This is a genomic window from Acidovorax sp. LjRoot129, from assembly GCF_964253765.1.
In the GTDB taxonomy this organism is placed as follows: domain Bacteria; phylum Pseudomonadota; class Gammaproteobacteria; order Burkholderiales; family Burkholderiaceae_C; genus Acidovorax.
In genome coordinates, this window is the sequence record NZ_CAXUSE020000001.1 from 4,173,733 (window position 1) to 4,188,627 (window position 14,895).

19 protein-coding genes are annotated in these 14,895 nt (G+C 64.8%); 3 read left to right on the top strand and 16 right to left on the bottom strand.

Going from position 1 to position 14,895, the window contains the following annotated elements:
* Positions 1–2: 2 nt before the first annotated feature.
* The 4 genes from cyoE to ACSQ3Q_RS19155 are packed head-to-tail and all read right to left on the bottom strand — an operon-like array spanning position 3 to position 3,544.
* Positions 3–902, bottom strand: a complete 900-nt coding sequence (gene cyoE, locus ACSQ3Q_RS19140; RefSeq protein WP_436135916.1) for a heme o synthase — start codon at positions 900–902, stop codon at positions 3–5.
* A complete protein-coding gene (locus ACSQ3Q_RS19145; RefSeq protein WP_436135917.1) occupies positions 899–2,083 on the bottom strand; it encodes a COX15/CtaA family protein in 1,185 nt (394 codons plus the stop codon). Before ACSQ3Q_RS19145 ends, cyoE begins: the two co-directional genes overlap by 4 nt.
* On the bottom strand, positions 2,083–2,829 hold the full coding sequence (locus ACSQ3Q_RS19150) for an SCO family protein (RefSeq protein ID WP_436135918.1): 747 nt from the start codon (positions 2,827–2,829) through the stop codon (positions 2,083–2,085). The genes ACSQ3Q_RS19145 and ACSQ3Q_RS19150 overlap by 1 nt, the downstream gene beginning before the upstream one ends.
* Positions 2,771–3,544 (bottom strand): SURF1 family protein, encoded by a 774-nt coding sequence (locus tag ACSQ3Q_RS19155; protein WP_436135919.1) that lies wholly within the window; start codon positions 3,542–3,544, stop codon positions 2,771–2,773. The genes ACSQ3Q_RS19150 and ACSQ3Q_RS19155 overlap by 59 nt, the downstream gene beginning before the upstream one ends.
* Before the next feature lie 15 nt (positions 3,545–3,559).
* On the opposite strand from ACSQ3Q_RS19155, the gene ACSQ3Q_RS19160 reads away from it, so the two are divergent.
* Positions 3,560–3,790: a twin transmembrane helix small protein gene (locus ACSQ3Q_RS19160; RefSeq protein WP_436135920.1), complete on the top strand. Its 231-nt coding sequence runs from the start codon at positions 3,560–3,562 to the stop codon at positions 3,788–3,790.
* A 124-nt stretch (positions 3,791–3,914) separates the two neighbouring features.
* On the opposite strand, the gene ACSQ3Q_RS19165 is transcribed toward ACSQ3Q_RS19160, so the two are convergent.
* From ACSQ3Q_RS19165 to ACSQ3Q_RS19200, 8 genes are all read right to left on the bottom strand, one after another.
* A complete protein-coding gene (locus tag ACSQ3Q_RS19165; protein WP_436135921.1) occupies positions 3,915–4,796 on the bottom strand; it encodes a cytochrome c oxidase subunit 3 in 882 nt (293 codons plus the stop codon).
* 73 nt (positions 4,797–4,869) lie between these two features.
* Entirely contained in the window at positions 4,870–5,094 is a 225-nt protein-coding gene (locus ACSQ3Q_RS19170) for a DUF2970 domain-containing protein (RefSeq protein ID WP_436135922.1), read from the bottom strand.
* Positions 5,091–5,723 carry a cytochrome c oxidase assembly protein gene (locus ACSQ3Q_RS19175; RefSeq protein ID WP_436135923.1) on the bottom strand — a complete coding sequence of 211 codons (633 nt, stop codon included), beginning with the start codon at positions 5,721–5,723 and terminating at the stop codon, positions 5,091–5,093. The genes ACSQ3Q_RS19170 and ACSQ3Q_RS19175 overlap by 4 nt, the downstream gene beginning before the upstream one ends.
* A gap of 13 nt (positions 5,724–5,736) precedes the next feature.
* Positions 5,737–5,847, bottom strand: coding sequence for a cytochrome oxidase small assembly protein (locus ACSQ3Q_RS19180; RefSeq protein ID WP_436137034.1), 111 nt, complete (start codon positions 5,845–5,847; stop codon positions 5,737–5,739).
* Between the two features lie 10 nt (positions 5,848–5,857).
* Entirely contained in the window at positions 5,858–7,489 is a 1,632-nt protein-coding gene (gene ctaD, locus ACSQ3Q_RS19185; protein ID WP_436135924.1) for a cytochrome c oxidase subunit I, read from the bottom strand.
* Positions 7,490–7,519: 30 nt separating this feature from the next.
* The gene (gene coxB / locus ACSQ3Q_RS19190) at positions 7,520–8,689 is read right to left on the bottom strand and encodes a cytochrome c oxidase subunit II (protein WP_436135925.1); all 1,170 of its coding nucleotides are present in this window, start codon (positions 8,687–8,689) and stop codon (positions 7,520–7,522) included.
* 59 nt (positions 8,690–8,748) lie between these two features.
* Positions 8,749–9,225, bottom strand: coding sequence for a DUF2244 domain-containing protein (locus ACSQ3Q_RS19195; RefSeq protein WP_436135926.1), 477 nt, complete (start codon positions 9,223–9,225; stop codon positions 8,749–8,751).
* A 234-nt stretch (positions 9,226–9,459) separates the two neighbouring features.
* Positions 9,460–10,377 carry a biotin synthase gene (locus ACSQ3Q_RS19200; protein WP_436135927.1) on the bottom strand — a complete coding sequence of 306 codons (918 nt, stop codon included), beginning with the start codon at positions 10,375–10,377 and terminating at the stop codon, positions 9,460–9,462.
* Positions 10,378–10,411: 34 nt separating this feature from the next.
* Between ACSQ3Q_RS19200 and ACSQ3Q_RS19205 the strand changes: the two genes are divergently transcribed.
* Both ACSQ3Q_RS19205 and trmL read left to right on the top strand, forming a co-directional pair.
* Entirely contained in the window at positions 10,412–11,134 is a 723-nt protein-coding gene (locus ACSQ3Q_RS19205) for a phosphoribosyltransferase family protein (protein ID WP_436135928.1), read from the top strand.
* 64 nt (positions 11,135–11,198) lie between these two features.
* Positions 11,199–11,726 (top strand): tRNA (uridine(34)/cytosine(34)/5-carboxymethylaminomethyluridine(34)-2'-O)-methyltransferase TrmL, encoded by a 528-nt coding sequence (trmL, locus tag ACSQ3Q_RS19210; protein ID WP_436135929.1) that lies wholly within the window; start codon positions 11,199–11,201, stop codon positions 11,724–11,726.
* 42 nt (positions 11,727–11,768) lie between these two features.
* Here trmL and ACSQ3Q_RS19215 read toward each other — a convergent pair whose 3' ends face one another.
* The 4 genes from ACSQ3Q_RS19215 to ACSQ3Q_RS19230 form a co-directional block, all read right to left on the bottom strand.
* On the bottom strand, positions 11,769–12,719 hold the full coding sequence (locus ACSQ3Q_RS19215; RefSeq protein WP_436135930.1) for a LysR family transcriptional regulator: 951 nt from the start codon (positions 12,717–12,719) through the stop codon (positions 11,769–11,771).
* Between the two features lie 32 nt (positions 12,720–12,751).
* Entirely contained in the window at positions 12,752–13,216 is a 465-nt protein-coding gene (locus ACSQ3Q_RS19220; protein ID WP_436135931.1) for a MaoC family dehydratase, read from the bottom strand.
* 189 nt (positions 13,217–13,405) lie between these two features.
* Positions 13,406–14,026, bottom strand: coding sequence for an AAA family ATPase (locus ACSQ3Q_RS19225; RefSeq protein ID WP_436135932.1), 621 nt, complete (start codon positions 14,024–14,026; stop codon positions 13,406–13,408).
* A gap of 191 nt (positions 14,027–14,217) precedes the next feature.
* A complete protein-coding gene (locus ACSQ3Q_RS19230) occupies positions 14,218–14,856 on the bottom strand; it encodes a LysE family transporter (RefSeq protein WP_436135933.1) in 639 nt (212 codons plus the stop codon).
* Between the last annotated feature and the right edge of the window lie 39 nt (positions 14,857–14,895).

Sequence of the window (14,895 nt, forward strand, 5' to 3'; positions counted from 1 at the left end):
GTTTACAGCACGTAGTGGTCCACCAGCAGTGCGGCAAACAGCACGCTCAGATGGATGAGGGAAAAACGGAAGGTCTTGCGCGCCAGCGCGTCCGAGTAGTTGCGCCACAGTGCAAAACCGTAGCCACAAAAGCCCGCGCTCAGCACAACGGCCGCCACAAGGTAGATCCACGAGCTCATGCCGTACACAAAGGGCATGAGGCAGCCTGCGAAAAGGATCAGCGTATACAGGAACACCTGCAGCCGGGTGAACTCGTTGCCATGCGTCACCGGCAGCATGGGCAGGCCGGACTTGCGGTAGTCCTCCACCCGGTACAACGCCAGCGCCCAGAAGTGCGGCGGGGTCCACAGGAAGATGATGAGGAACAGAATGAGTGCCTCGGGGCCGACATCGTTCGTCATGGCGGCCCAGCCTAGCACCGGCGGCATGGCGCCGGACGCTCCGCCGATCACGATGTTCTGCGGCGTGAGCGGCTTGAGAATGACGGTGTACACCACCGCATAGCCGACAAAGGTGGCAAAGGTGAGCCACATCGTCAGGGGGTTCACCCAGAAATACAGCAGCGACGAGCCAGCGCCGCACAGCACGGCGGAGAACAGCAGCGTCTGGGTGTTGGAGAGCTCGCCTTTGGCGGTGGGGCGCCATGCGGTGCGCTTCATCTTGGCATCGATGCCCTGCTCGACGATGCAGTTGAAGGCCGCCGCAGCGCCTGCCACCAGCCACACGCCCAGCGAGGCCAGCCCCATCAGGCCCAACTGTGCCGCCGACGGAAGGCCGGGCACCGCCAGCACCATGCCGATGAGCGCGCAAAACACGATCAGCTGCACAACGCGCGGCTTGGTCAGCGCATAGAACTGCGCAAAACGCGACGGCGGGGAAACTACGGCGGGGGCAACACTCATGCGGACACTCTCGATGCGCTCACACGCGCGGAAGATTCTTGGGGTGCGGGCGCGGCGGCGCGGCTGGATGCCAGGGCCCAGGTGATCACCACCACCAGCGCGGCAGCGCCGCCGGTGTGCAGCACGGCGGCGACCAGCGGCCAGTCGAGCACCACGTTCGACAAGCCCGTGGCCAACTGCAGCAGCGCCAGGGCAGCGATCCAGCGGGCCTGCACTGGCAGCGCATCGCCGCGCCGCAGTCGCCATGCGGCCCAGGCCAGCGCCGTCAGCACGATGTAGGCCGCCAATCGGTGCGCATAGTGGATGGCCGTGAGGCCTGCAAAACTGATGTGGCTGCCATCCTGAAGCATCCCCAGCGCGCGCCAAACCTGAAAGCCGTGGGCAAAGTTCATGTCAGGCCACCAGCTGCCTTGGCAAGTGGGAAAGGTGGTACAGGCGAGCACCGCATAGTTGGTGCTGACCCAGCCACCCAGCACCACCTGCGCCGCGACCAACACGCCCGTCGCAATCAGCCCGCGCCGCAGGGCCGGCGAAATGCGGACCGGCGCCTGTTCCTTCGCATGGTGGGTGTGGCGTACTGCCTGCAGGCACAGCAGGGCCAGCAGCACCAGGCCGCCGATAAGGTGGAGCGTGACGATGGCCGGAAACAACTTCATCGTGACCGTGAGCGCACCGAACGCACCTTGCAGGCATACCCAGAACAGCGTGAATGTGGGCCACCACGGGCTGAGCGGCGGCGCCGCCACACCGCCCCGCGCAGCGCGTCGGTGCTGCACCCACGCCGACACCGTCAGCACGATGATGAGCACGCCCACACCGGTGGCCAAATAGCGGTGGATCATCTCGACCCACGCCTTGCCGTGGGTGACCGGGCCGGTGGGCATCGCCTCTTGCGCGGCAGAGATCTCGGTGCTTGCGCCCACGGGGCTTGCGCTGCCGTAGCAGCCAGGCCAATCCGGGCAGCCCAGGCCTGAATCGGTAAGGCGGGTGAACGCGCCGAACAGCACCAGGTCGAAAGTCAGAAACAGCGTGAGCACCGTGAGCGCCTGCAAGCGGCGCAGCGGCGAGCTGCCGCGGTTGCGCAAGCCGACCCAGGCCAGCGGGCCCAGGGCGATCACCACGCCCAGCAGCATCATGCGGGCGAGCGGCGCGAGGTCGTACAGGGGTTGCTGAGCGTCCATCAGGGCTTTCCGGGCCGGCCGGCTTCGTCCCACGAGGACGAGGCGCGCAGCAGACGCTCAAGATCGCGCTTGGCCTTGGCCGCGCCTGCGGTGTCCATGGCAGCAGGAAAACGCATCATCCAGTTGCCCATCGGGTCGACGACGTACAGGTGATCAGCCAGCTGGTGGCCCGCTGCGGGGGCCAGCCAGGCATTGAGCGCTGCACCATCCACCCGCGTCACCGTGGCCTTCTGCAGAGCGGGCGTCAGTTCGGTCGGGACGGGGGCCTCATCGTTCACCAGCCACACCCAGTCCACGCGCTCCTTCTCCTTGCCCAGGCTCTCACGCAACTGCCGCTGCAGGTACAGGTGCTTTTGGCACGCTGCGTCGCAAGCGCCACCGGCCACGCTGACGAGCAACCATTGGCCTTTGAGCGATGCCAGCGGTGCGGGCTTGCCGTCCAGCGCCGTCGCAGTCAGCTCGGGCATGGTGCGCTGCGGATCGATCAGCTCGCCATAGTTGCGCCGGCCTTCAGGGCGGATCACGTAGTACGTGAGGTACGAGGCCACCACGGGGGCTGCGCAGATCAGCAGCACGCCCAGCATCTTCCAGCGGCCGTGGCTTGTGCGCTGCACCGACGCCACAGCGTCTGCGGCTTCGGGCAGCGTGTGCACCGTCAGCCCGAGGGGATGGTGGTCCCCCTGGCCCTCAGGCGGCAGGCTGGCTGCGCGGGCGAATGAACCGTCGGACGAGTTGGAACCAGACATAGAGGAGTGCAATCAGGCCGCAGAGCCCGAACCATTGAAATGCGTAACCGTAGTGTTTGTCGACGCCTGCGCCGACCACGGGCCAGTCGCGCTGCAGGCCTTCGCTTGCGTTGCCGGTCTGGAGCACCGTGAGGTTGGCGAGCGCAAGACCGGTTTCGGTGCGAAACGCTGCCAGGTCGAGATTTTGCCGGATGCGGGAAGACCCCTGGACGCTATCGGCGCCCTCGAATTCATACAGGCGCGAGGGCGGCGCGGCAACCCGGCCCTGAACCCGGACCACCGCGTCCCGTGGTGTCTCGATCTGCGGGAGTTGGGCGCGGTCCTGGAAATTGCGGGGCGCCCATCCGCGCTGCACCAGCACCACCCCGCCGCCCGTGGCGGTCAGCTGCAGCGGCGTCACCACAAAGAACCCCGGCCGGCCCAGCATCTGCCGGTTGTCGAGGTACACGGTGTGCTCGGGCAACCAGCGGCCTTCGAGGATCACTGCGCGGTGTACCAGCGCCTGCGCATCGGCGGCGTCTGTACTGGACAGCAAAGCCACGCCGTTGATCGCGGGCAACCGGCCGCGCTCGTCCAGCGCCGCCTGCAAGGTTTGCTTTTCAGCGGCCCGCGACAGCTGCCAACGCCCCAGCGACGCTGTAATGGCCATGCCCGCCAGCGCCGCGAGCGCGATCAGCCAGAAACGCAGGCCCACAGGACGTTGGAGGTCGGTCACGGGATAATGGGCTCCATGAAATATCTTGTGGTGGTGGCGTTCATCGCTATTTTGGCCAGCCTCGCATCGGCCTTGTTCTTCATGATGCGCAATGGCCGCAACGACAAGGACGACAGGGCCAAGGGCAACCGCATGGCCAAGGCCCTGGCACTTCGGGTGGGGCTGTCCATTGTGCTGTTCCTTTGCATTCTGGTGGCGTGGCAACTGGGCTATATCCAGCCGACGGGGTTGCCTGCGAGCCGTTGACCGGGGCCGCTGAGCAGCTGGGTCAGTCCTTGCAATGGGCTATACATCCCTCTGCAGTTTCGAAGGCATTTCAGCCCAACAAAAAAGCGCCTTGCGGCGCTTTTTTCCCGGGGGTCCTTGGGATTTACATCCAGTAGACCAATACGTACAAGCCGAGCCACACCACATCCACGAAGTGCCAGTACCAGGCAGCACCCTCAAAGCCAAAATGTTTGTCTGCGGTGAAGTGGCCTTTTTGCAGGCGCAGGGTGATGACCAGCAGCATCAGCATGCCCAGGAACACGTGGAACCCGTGGAAACCCGTCAGCATGAAGAACGTGGAACCGAACACGCCCGAATTGAGCTTGAGGTTCAGGTCGGTGTAGAGGTGGTAGTACTCGTAGCCCTGCACCAGCAGGAAGACAAAACCCAGCAACACCGTCGCCCACATGAAAGCGATGGTCTTGGCACGGTGGCCTTCGCGCAGCGCATGGTGGGCAATGGTCAGGGTCACGCCCGAGGTGAGCAGCAGCGCGGTGTTGATCGTGGGCAGCCAGAAGGGGCCCACGGTCTGGAAGGGTTCCACAATGCCGGCGGGCGATGCTGTCGCACCGGCCGCCAGACTGGGCCAGACAGCCTTGAAATCAGGCCAGAGCAACGCGTTGTCCAGACTGCCTAGCGCGGGCACCGAGTGCGAGCGGGCCCACCACAGCGCCGTGAAAAACGCGCCGAAGAACATCACTTCGGAGAAGATGAACCAGCTCATGCTCCAGCGGTAGGAGATGTCGATCTTGTGCCCGTACAGGCCGCCTTCGCTCTCGCGCACCGCGTCGCCAAACCATTGGTACAGCGTGAACAGCCACCACACCATGCCAAGCAGCAGGGAATATTTGCCCCAGTCGTGGCCGTTGATCCACTGGCCTGCGCCCAGGATCACGAAAAACAGGCCGATGGCCGCCATCACAGGGTGACGCGACTCGGCAGGTACATAGTAGTACGGGGTTCCGCCGTGGGTTGATGCACTCATTTCAGCTCCTGACTCTCTCAAAATCTATGTTCGGTCTTGTTCTTCGGGACTTGCTAACCAACAACCAGCTCACTCACACGATCCAGTTCACCAACGCGATCAATCCAAGCACCAGCAAAAACACCGCCACCAGGCCGACCACCACGATGTGCAGCGGATTGAGCTTTTCCACATCCTGCTGGTACTCACTGCCCTTGCGCAATCCAATCAGCGACCATGCCACAGCCTTGATGGTGCGCGGCAACGAGCCCTTGCGTTCATGCGCCTTTGCGGGCGGCCGCTCTGAAGGCTCGGTCACGAGCCCGCACCTGTCGACAACGCGGCGGGAACCACGCCCTCTACCGAGGCCGTCGAATCCGGTGCCGCCGGCGTCTTACCGCCCACTTCAAAGAACGTATACGACAGCGTGATCGTGGTCACATCCTTGGAAAGGCGCGGGTCAATGACAAACGCCACTGGCCATTGTTTCTTTTCGCCGGGCTCCAGCACGTACTGGTTGAAGCAAAAGCACTCCAGCTTGTTGAAGTGCGCAGCCGCCTGGCGTGGCGCGTAGCTCGGTATGGCCTGTGCCGCCATGCGGCGGTTCTGGATGTTCTGGAACTCGTACATCACCGTCGTCAGCTCGCCGGGGTGCACTTGCACCGATCGCTGCGCGGGTTTGAAGTCCCACGGGCCGCGCGCATTGGCATCGAACTCGACCGTGATGGTGCGGCTCTTGTCCACCTGCGTGTTGGACGGCACCTTTACATCCTTGCCGGCCACGCCGTTGCCTGGCACCTGGCGCTCGGAGAGCGACAGGATGTTGATGCCCGTCATCTCGCAGATGTGCTTGTAGATCGGGATCAACACATAACCGAAGGCGAACATGCCGGCCGCAATCACGACCAGCTTGCCGACCATCTTGGCGTTTTCGCGGCGCAGGCTCATGGCAATCGGGCGCTCAACGCGAGAGGTACACCACCTTGACCATGAACCCGACAAAGAACACCACGGCCACGGAGGCAAGAATCAATGCCATCCGCAGGTTGTTCTTCTTTTGCTCGGGTGTCATGGGCATGGCATCAACCAATCACGCGGGTTGCCGTGGCATCCAGCTTGGGCGGGTTCTCGAAGGTGTGGAACGGTGCGGGGGAGGGCACTTCCCATTCCAGGCCTTCTGCGCCGTCCCAGGGCTTGGCCGAAGCCTTCTCGCCCTTGCCGCGCATGGCAGGCACGACCACGGCAATGAAGAAGTACACCTGCATCAGACCGAAGCCGAGCGCGCCCACCGAGGCAATCGCGTTGAAGTCAGCAAACTGCATGGGGTAGTCGGCATAGCGACGGGGCATGCCAGCCAGACCCAGGAAGTGCATGGGGAAGAACGTGATGTTGAACGTGATCAGCGAGCCCCAGAAGTGGATCTGGCCACGGGCTTCGGAGTACATCACGCCAGTCCACTTGGGCAGCCAGTAGTACACGCCGGCGAACATCGAAAACAGCGAGCCGGCCACCAGCACATAGTGGAAGTGGGCCACCACGTAGTAGGTGTCCTGCAGCTGGATGTCGATGGGGGCCATGGCCAGGATCAGGCCGGTGAAACCACCCATGGTGAACACGAAGATGAAGCCCACAGCGAACAGCATGGGGGTCTCGAACGTCATGGAACCGCGCCACATGGTGGCAATCCAGTTGAAGATCTTCACGGCCGTGGGCACGGAGATCAGCATGGTCGCGTACATGAAGAACAGCTGGCCGGTCACGGGCATGCCGGTGGTGAACATGTGGTGGGCCCACACGATGAACGACAGGATGGCGATGGACGACGTGGCATACACCATCGACGCGTAGCCGAACAGCTTCTTGCGGGCGAAGGCCGGCACGATCTGGCTCACGATGCCGAAGGCCGGCAAGATCATGATGTAGACCTCGGGGTGGCCGAAGAACCAGAAGATGTGCTGGTACATCACCGGGTCACCGCCGCCAGCGGGGTTGAAGAAGCTGGTGCCGAAGTGGCGGTCCGTCAGCGTCATGGTGATGGCGCCGGCCAGCACGGGCATCACGGCAATCAGCAGGTAGGCGGTGATGAGCCAGGTCCAGGCAAACATGGGCATCTTCATCAGCGTCATGCCGGGGGCGCGCATGTTGAGGATGGTGACGATGATGTTGATCGAACCCATGATGGACGAGGCGCCCAGGATGTGCATCGCGAAAATGCCGGCGTCCATGGAGGGGCCCATCTGCAGCGTCAGCGGTGCGTACAGTGTCCAGCCGGCAGCGGGTGCGCCACCGGGCATGAAGAACGAGCCCACCAGCATCGCTGCGGCGGGAATCATCAGCCAGAAGCTGAAGTTGTTCATGCGCGCAAAGGCCATGTCGGATGCGCCGATCTGCAGCGGGATCATCCAGTTCGCAAAGCCCACGAAGGCCGGCATGATCGCGCCGAACACCATGATCAGTCCGTGCATGGTGGTCAGCTGGTTGAACAGCTCGGGGTTGACCAGTTGCAGGCCGGGCTGGAACAGCTCGGCGCGGATCAGCAGGGCCAGGACGCCGCCGACCATGAGCATGGTGAAGGCGAACAGCAGGTACAGGGTACCGATGTCCTTGTGGTTGGTGGCGTACACCCAGCGGCGCCAGCCGGTGGGGCCATGGTGCCCATGGTCGTCGTGTGCGTGGTCGCCACCGTGCCCGTGGTTGTCGAGAACTGCGCTCATTGTGAATTCCTCAATACGTTGGGGCGGTGATTACTTGCCACGCTGGGCGACGACTTCGGCTGGCTGCACCAGTTGGCCGGTCTTGTTGGACCAGGCGTTCTTGGTGTAGCTGGCTACGGCCGCAAGGTCCGTGTCGCTCAGTTGCGCCCACGATGGCATGGCGCCGTTGGCCGCGCCCTTGAGCAGGATCTGCAGCTGCTTGGCGTGGTCGGCATCGAGCACCACTGCCGAGCCGTCCAGCGGCTTGATCGGGCCGGCGCCCTTGCCGTTGGCCTGGTGGCAGGCGGCGCAGTTGGCGGCATAAACCTTCTCGCCGCGCTTGGAGATGTCGTCCAGCGTCCAGACCTTGGTCGGGTCATCGAGCTTGGCGGCGGCCTTCTTCTTCTGGTCGCCAACCCAGGCGGTGTAATCCTCGGCGGACACCACCTTCACGTGGATGGGCATGTAGGCGTGCTCCTTGCCGCACAGCTCGGCGCACTGGCCGTAGTAGTCACCGATCTTCTCGGCGCGGAACCAGGTGTCGCGCACAAAGCCGGGGATCGCGTCTTGCTTGATGCCGAAAGCGGGCACCATGAAGGCGTGGATCACGTCGTTGGCGGTGGTGATGATGCGGATCTTCTTGTTGACCGGCACCACCATCGGGTTGTCCACCTTGAGCAGGTAGTCTGCGGGTGCGTCCTTCACGTTGCCGCTGTCGGACATCACGCGGTGACTGCTGTCGAGCGTGGACACAAAGGCCAGGCCCTCGCCTTCGCCGGTGAGGTAGTCATAGCCCCACTTCCACTGGTAACCCGTGGTCTTGATCGTGAGATCGGCGTTGGTGGTGTCCTTCTGCGCCACCAGCACCTTGGTCGCGGGCAGGGCCATCAGGATCACGATGATGAAGGGGACGATGGTCCAGATCACCTCGACGGTGACGGATTCATGGAAGCTGGCCGCCTTGGCACCCTTGGAGCGGCGATGTTTCCAAATCGAGTAGAACATCACGGAGAACACGGCCACGAAGATCACCGTGCACATGATCAGCATCATCCAGTGCAGGAAATACTGCTCTTCAGCGATCTTGGTGACGGGCGGAGCCAAATTCAGCTGGTTGACTGCAGGGCCGCCAGGCAGGTCCTGAACGGCATGGGCTGCAGAGCCCACCCATGCACCGGCAATCAGCAGCAGAGAAGCCAGCTTGTTGGAAATGCTCTTCATAGTTCTCACTTACTTCTAAGCCTCAATTTAACCAATCCCCTGCGTGCGCCTGCGTGGGGTCAGGCTGCGCGCAGAGCCATGCGGATCTCCGATGCAAGGGCCGCTCGAAGTTCGGGGCGCATGAAGCGCCCCACTTCGACCGAACGGCCCTGCGCAGACAGCATGATCAGCGAACGGTCTCCGGTCTTGGGCTCGACGCGAACCCGGTCCCGGTCAAACTCGGCGCGTTCCAGTTTGCCTGCTGTCTCCCGTTCCACCACCAGGCGCGAACCCTGCAGTGAAATCCTCTCGCCATCCGCCGCATGGCGACCGTACATGGCGAATGCAATTCCTACGGCCACGATTTCTAGCCATGCGAAAGGCATGACCAGCCGGGCGCCGAGCATCCAGAACCCCGATGCGATACCCAGTGAAAGCAGGCAAAGGGACAAATACGTCCAACCCAACTGCGCCGGTGTGACCGAGCAATTGCGAGCGAGACGCCAGTCCACGCGCTGACCTGACACCGTGGCAAAACGAAAAACCAATCCCGTCACCGGATGTGCTCACCAAACTGCCGACCGCCCTGACACGCCACAGGGCGTGACAGGCCTAGCCTGCAAGGTTGCGCGGGAAGATGCCCGAAATCTCAATAACCCTGAATTGTAGCGTGCCTTGTTCCATGTCATTGACACCGTTGTTGCACGGCGGACCCCGCTGCCCCGTCTTTGTGCAGTCGCTCCGAAGGCCTGCCTGGCACAGGCAGAGCGCAAGGCCGGAAGACCGCCGTTTCAGGGCTTGTGGGACGTGTTTTCGTTGCCACCCTGGCGCAGCATGGCACGCATGTCCTGCAGCGACACCGCACTGCTTTCGCTGACGCGCACGCGGGGCGCGGGCTTGAACGCGTGGCCGTAGATGATCTCGAAGGTCAGCGCCAGTTGCCCGCCCTGCGCCGGGTCCGCCAGGCGGTCGGCCAGTGCTTCGTACAGCCGCGCCCGCCAGTGCCTGCCGCGCAGTGCGCCAAAGCGCTGCGGGTGCAGGTTGCAGCCGAGCTCGCGCAGCTCCTGCAACAGCCGCTCAGGCGTGGCAAAGGTCAGCGTGATGCGCTCCATGTCCATCACGGGCTCGGCAAAGCCAGCATGCACCAGCATGTCCCCCCAGTCGTGCATGTCGGTGAAGGCATGGCCCGCGGGTGGCCAGCCGAGCGCGGCATAGACGGCGTGCAATTCGCGCAGCGTATCGGGGCCCAGGCACGAGAACATCAGGTAGCCGTCCACCCCCAGTGCCCGGTGCCACTGGCTGATCAGCGCCTGTGGGTCGGCCGCGGTGTGCAGCGCCATGTTGGCCCACAGCATCTGCACGCTGGCATCCGCCGGCTGTCCAAACTGCATGCTGGCGGCAGCCCAGCGCGCAGGGTTCCACCACGGCCTTGCCAGCACTTGCTGGGCGGTGCTCTCGCGTTGTGGCGCGCTTTCGTACACCTGGCAACGGACTTTGGGATAGCGGGCGCTTACCAGCGCATGCGCCTTCAGCCCGCCGCGCACCGCGTCCCAATGGCACCACGATGCGGGCGCTTCGCGGATCCACTGCAGGCGGTCTTCCATGCGGCGGGCGACTTCCTCATGCAGCCAGGGCGACGCCGCGGGCGCGGCCGCGTGCCAGCGGGCTGCGGCAACGGGATCAATGGTGGGGGGGCGCTCGGAAGACATGGGGTATGCGGGGGACGCGCGAGTATATTGATTCATGCTCTTCACGGCCCTCCAGGGGATTTCGGACCGCCTTCGCACCACCGCTGGCAGTGTGCCCAGCCAGTGTGCGGCGTGCCACGCCTGGCCAGCCCAGCGCGTCTGCACAGCCTGCACAGCGCGATTTGCCCAGCCTGCCACGCGCTGCCAGCGTTGTGCGCTGCGGGTGCCAGACGGCGTTGCCACCTGTGGCGCCTGCGTGTTGAACCCGCCGCTGTTTGATGCCTGCCTGGCCGCGGTGGACTATGCGTACCCCTGGGCCGGCGCATTGGCCGATTTCAAGTTCCAGGGCGATCCGGGCTGGGCTGGCACGCTGGCCACGCTGATGCGCAGCACGCCCGGTGTCGAAGCTGGGCTGCAGGCAGCGGATTTGGTGCTGCCCGTTCCCCTGTCCACCGACCGCCTGCGCGAGAGGGGCTACAACCAGTCGGCGCTGCTCGTGCAACACCTGTCCCGGCCCAAGGCCGACGTGCTGAGCCTGTTGCGCGTGCACGCCACCGAAGCCCAGAGCGGCCTGCCGCGCGCGCAACGCCTGCGCAACCTGCGCGGCGCCTTTGCGGTGGAGCCCGCGCGCGCTGCCGCCTTGCGAGGCCGGCGCGTGGTGCTGGTAGACGACGTGATGACCACCGGCGCGACCCTGCATGCCGCCACCGAGGCTCTGCGCGAGGCCGGCGTAGCGCACGTGACCGCCGTCGTGCTGGCGCGCACCGCGGCCGACTGACGGGATACTTTTGATTACCAGCGGTTGCTTAACTCACAGTCGGGCCGATGACAATGGCAGGCATATGTTTCACATCGTCCTTGTCGAACCCGAAATTCCGCCGAACACCGGCAACGTGATTCGCCTGGCGGCCAACACGGGCTGCACCCTGCACTTGATCGAACCCCTGGGGTTTTCGATGGACGACCGCCAGATGCGGCGCGCGGGGCTCGACTATCACGAGTACGCCCAGGTCCAATGCCACACTGGCTGGACCGCCTTCTTGCGCGACGCCCAGCCCGACCCCGCCCGCATTTTTGCCATGACGACCCATGGCTCGCAGTCCGTGCACTCCACGGCATTTTTCCCCGGCGACTGGCTGGTGTTTGGCGCCGAAACCCGTGGCCTGCCGTCCGAGCTGCGCGACAGCTTCCCCCCTGCACAACGCCTGCGCCTGCCCATGGTGGCCGGCCAGCGCAGCCTGAATCTCTCCAATGCAGTCGCAGTGACGGTGTTTGAAGCCTGGCGGCAAAACAGCTTTGCCATGCCCGACGGGGCCATCGAGGTGGAGCCCGAAGGCACGATCATCAGCGGCTTCGCCCAGCTGGGCTGACCACCCTCCGCATTGCGGAGTCCAACGCTACGCCTGTCACCGTCACTTGGCGAGTGCTGCGTGCCCGTGCTGCTCGGCCATGGCCCGCGGCACCTGTTCGGTGAGGAAATCGAGAAACACCCGGGTGCGCGCCGGCAGCATGCGGCCCGAAGGCAGCGCGGCATAGATCGTGTAGCGCGAAAAGATCCACGCCGGCAGGATGTGCACCAGCTCACCGCGGGCCAGGTGCTCTTCAGCCAGCAGGCGTGATGTGACCGCCACACCCGCGCCATCCACCGCAGCGCGCAGCAGCAGTTCGGTACTCACCGACTGCAATACCGCCGGCACATCGATCTCTTGCGGCGGCAGGTTGCCGCCGATCGATTGCAGGCGCAGCTTGCGGCCCGGCCCGACCTGGGAGCGCGCTGCCATGCCGGAATCGCGCAGGTAGTCGTGCTTGAGCAAATCTTGCGGCTCGCGCGGGATGCCGCGGCGCTCCAGGTAGTCGGGCGACGCCACCACGATGGCCTCGCCCTGCAGCAGCGGGCGCGCCACGATGTTCGCGTCGAAATCCTCGCCCGCCACCATGATGGTCACGTCGTACTCGTCCACCCGCGCCGACGCATAGGCATCCAGGTCGATGTCGAGCAGCAGTTTGGGGAACTCGGCATGCCACAGCGCCACCATGGGCGCGAGGAAATTGGTGGCCAGCACGGGCGCCGCCACGATGCGGATGGTGCCGCGCAGGTCGCGCGTGCTGGCCGCGGCGGCGGCTTCGGCGTCGTCGATCTCGTGCAGGATGGCGCGCACCCGTTGCAGGTACGACTCACCCGCGTCGGTGAGCGCGAGCTTGCGCGTGGTGCGCTGCAGCAGGCGCGTGCCCAGGTGCTGCTCCAGCTCCGCCACCATGCGGGTGACCACGGGGGGCGACATGTCCATGGCGCGGGCGGCGGCAGCAAAGCCACCCTCCTCCACCACACGCTCAAAAACCTTCATGGCTTGCAGGCGGTCCATGGTTCAGGCCCCCCGCACGGCAGAGGCCCGGCTCAGGCCGGGGCGCCGAAATTGCGTGCCAGCGATTCCGCTACGCACACAGGTTTGTCGCTGCCCTCGCGCTCCACTGTGACAAGCCACGTCATCTGCATGCCATCGGGTGCGATCGGCTCGGCGGCCTGCAAGGTCAGGCGCGCCCGCAGGCGGCTGCCCACCGGCACTGGCGACGTAAAACGCACGCGGTTGAGCCCGTAGTTGACGCCCATGCGCGCGCCCTCGATGGTCAGCCCCGTCTCGAAGAACTGCGGAATCAGCGACAGCGTGAGAAACCCGTGCGCAATCGGCGCGCCAAACGGCCCGGCCTTCGCCCGCTCGGGGTCCACATGGATCCACTGGTGGTCGCCCGTGGCCTGGGCAAACAGGTTGACCTGTTCCTGCGTGATGGTGATCCAGTCGGTCACGGCGACTTCTTGGCCCACGCTGGCGCTGACTTCGGAGTAAGAGCGGAAGATTTTCATCGCCCCAATGTAGCGCTGCGAGGGGGAGCGTCATGTCTGGCACGGGACACTGCCCCGCGAGTGCACCGACCAAGCGCGCAACGCCAGCAACTGGCGCGACCCAGGCCAGTGCCACCGTGGATCTGGCTCTGCCAGTCCACCGGTGGCGTCCCCCTCGGGGGAAGGCACGCAGCGCCTCAGGGGGGCACTTCATGTATTCAGCCACGTACAGATTCCTTGCCATTGCTCCAGATCCCGCGCCACCCGGCCCGGCGCCACGTCAAACAGCGTGAGACCGTGCGCTGCCAGGTGGATGTAGTTTTGCGTGTCGCGCAGGTAGCCCAGCACGGGAAAACCGAGCGTGTCGACAAAGTGGTGCAGCTGCTCGGCGGCCTTGGTGCGGGCGTCCACGCGCATGCCTACGATGCCGACCTGCACGCCCTCCGCATGGCGGCGCTCGGCCAGCTGGTCCAGAAAACTGCGGGTGGCGAAGATGTCGAACACGCTGGGCTGCAGCGGCACGATGATCTTGTCCGCCAGCTTGAGCACATCGTTCAGGCGCCAGCCGTGCAGGCCCGCGGGTGTGTCGAGCACCGCGTGGGTCGTGCCCTTGGGCGGGCGGCTGATCACGTCCGAGCTGATGCCGTCCCACGCTGCGATGGGGCGCGCCGCGGGCGGGCGCAGACCCAGCCAGAGCCGGGCGGACTCCTGCCGGTCGGTGTCGCCCAGAATCACGGAATGCCCCTGGCTTGCCAGGTAGCCCGCGATGTTGGTGGACAGCGTGGACTTGCCCACACCGCCCTTGGGATTGGCGACAACGATCACTGGCATGACGAGCTCCTTGGAATCAGTGGGTCCATGAAAAATACAAGCCAAATCGTGCCCTGGCGCTTGATTGATAAGCGCCAGAAGCTATAAAAATATGAGCAAATGCTCCCTCGCAGTCCGTCTGCGCGCGACACGCTCTCAGCCACAGTGCCGCATGGGGGCCGATGCCTGCCGGTCGGCGGAAGTCCGCCGCCTCAAGCGTGCTGACCGCCGCGCTTCACAAAAAACAGCCCTGCGCCCACGGCCATCAGCAGCCCGCCAAACACCCGGTTCTGCGTGCGCACCGCCCGTGCGCTGCGCATCATGCGCCGCAGGGCACTGGCCCCGAAAGCGTAGCCGTGCATCACCACCACGTCCACCGTCAATGTGGTGGCGGCCATCACCAGCAGCTGCGTCCACAGCGGGCGCGTGTCGGTCATGAACTGGGGCAGCACGGCGACCATGAAGATGATCCCCTTGGGATTGGTGGCGTTGGTCAGAAAGCCTGTGAGGCAGCGCTTTTGCCAGGTGCCGGCCGCGGCGGCCTCGTCGCCCTGCGCCAGCGGCGCATCGCCCGCGCGCCACTGGTTGAAACCCACGTAGATCAAATAGCAGGCCCCCAGCACTTTGACGATGCTGAAAGCCAGCTCGGACGCCAGCAGCAGCGAGCCCACGCCCGCGCCGGCCACCAGCAGGATCAACAGCAGCCCGAGCTGCAAACCGAAGATGGTGGCGCCGGTCTTGCGCACGCCGAACGAGAGGCCATGGCTCATCGACAGCACGGCCCCGGAGCCGGGCGACACCGCAATCAGGCACGATGCCGCAAAAAACGCGAGCCAAGTCTGCAAGTCCATGAGATCACACCGCGCTGGCGGCCAAGGGGAGAAAGGGCC

Excerpts from the sequence above, each read along its gene's own strand:
- ACSQ3Q_RS19230 (WP_436135933.1), bottom strand. The coding sequence starts at position 14,856 with ATGGACTTGCAGACTTGGCTCGCGTTTTTTGCGGCATCGTGCCTGATT.
- ACSQ3Q_RS19180 (WP_436137034.1), bottom strand. The coding sequence starts at position 5,847 with ATGACACCCGAGCAAAAGAAGAACAACCTGCGGATGGCATTGATTCTT.
- ACSQ3Q_RS19220 (WP_436135931.1), bottom strand. The coding sequence starts at position 13,216 with ATGAAAATCTTCCGCTCTTACTCCGAAGTCAGCGCCAGCGTGGGCCAA.
- ACSQ3Q_RS19200 (WP_436135927.1), bottom strand. The coding sequence starts at position 10,377 with ATGTCTTCCGAGCGCCCCCCCACCATTGATCCCGTTGCCGCAGCCCGC.
- ACSQ3Q_RS19225 (WP_436135932.1), bottom strand. The coding sequence starts at position 14,026 with ATGCCAGTGATCGTTGTCGCCAATCCCAAGGGCGGTGTGGGCAAGTCC.
- ACSQ3Q_RS19205 (WP_436135928.1), top strand. The coding sequence starts at position 10,412 with ATGCTCTTCACGGCCCTCCAGGGGATTTCGGACCGCCTTCGCACCACC.
- coxB (WP_436135925.1), bottom strand. The coding sequence starts at position 8,689 with ATGAAGAGCATTTCCAACAAGCTGGCTTCTCTGCTGCTGATTGCCGGT.
- trmL (WP_436135929.1), top strand. The coding sequence starts at position 11,199 with ATGTTTCACATCGTCCTTGTCGAACCCGAAATTCCGCCGAACACCGGC.
- cyoE (WP_436135916.1), bottom strand. The coding sequence starts at position 902 with ATGAGTGTTGCCCCCGCCGTAGTTTCCCCGCCGTCGCGTTTTGCGCAG.
- ACSQ3Q_RS19215 (WP_436135930.1), bottom strand. The coding sequence starts at position 12,719 with ATGGACCGCCTGCAAGCCATGAAGGTTTTTGAGCGTGTGGTGGAGGAG.
- ACSQ3Q_RS19165 (WP_436135921.1), bottom strand. The coding sequence starts at position 4,796 with ATGAGTGCATCAACCCACGGCGGAACCCCGTACTACTATGTACCTGCC.
- ctaD (WP_436135924.1), bottom strand. The coding sequence starts at position 7,489 with ATGAGCGCAGTTCTCGACAACCACGGGCACGGTGGCGACCACGCACAC.
- ACSQ3Q_RS19160 (WP_436135920.1), top strand. The coding sequence starts at position 3,560 with ATGAAATATCTTGTGGTGGTGGCGTTCATCGCTATTTTGGCCAGCCTC.
- ACSQ3Q_RS19150 (WP_436135918.1), bottom strand. The coding sequence starts at position 2,829 with ATGTCTGGTTCCAACTCGTCCGACGGTTCATTCGCCCGCGCAGCCAGC.
- ACSQ3Q_RS19175 (WP_436135923.1), bottom strand. The coding sequence starts at position 5,723 with ATGAGCCTGCGCCGCGAAAACGCCAAGATGGTCGGCAAGCTGGTCGTG.
- ACSQ3Q_RS19145 (WP_436135917.1), bottom strand. The coding sequence starts at position 2,083 with ATGGACGCTCAGCAACCCCTGTACGACCTCGCGCCGCTCGCCCGCATG.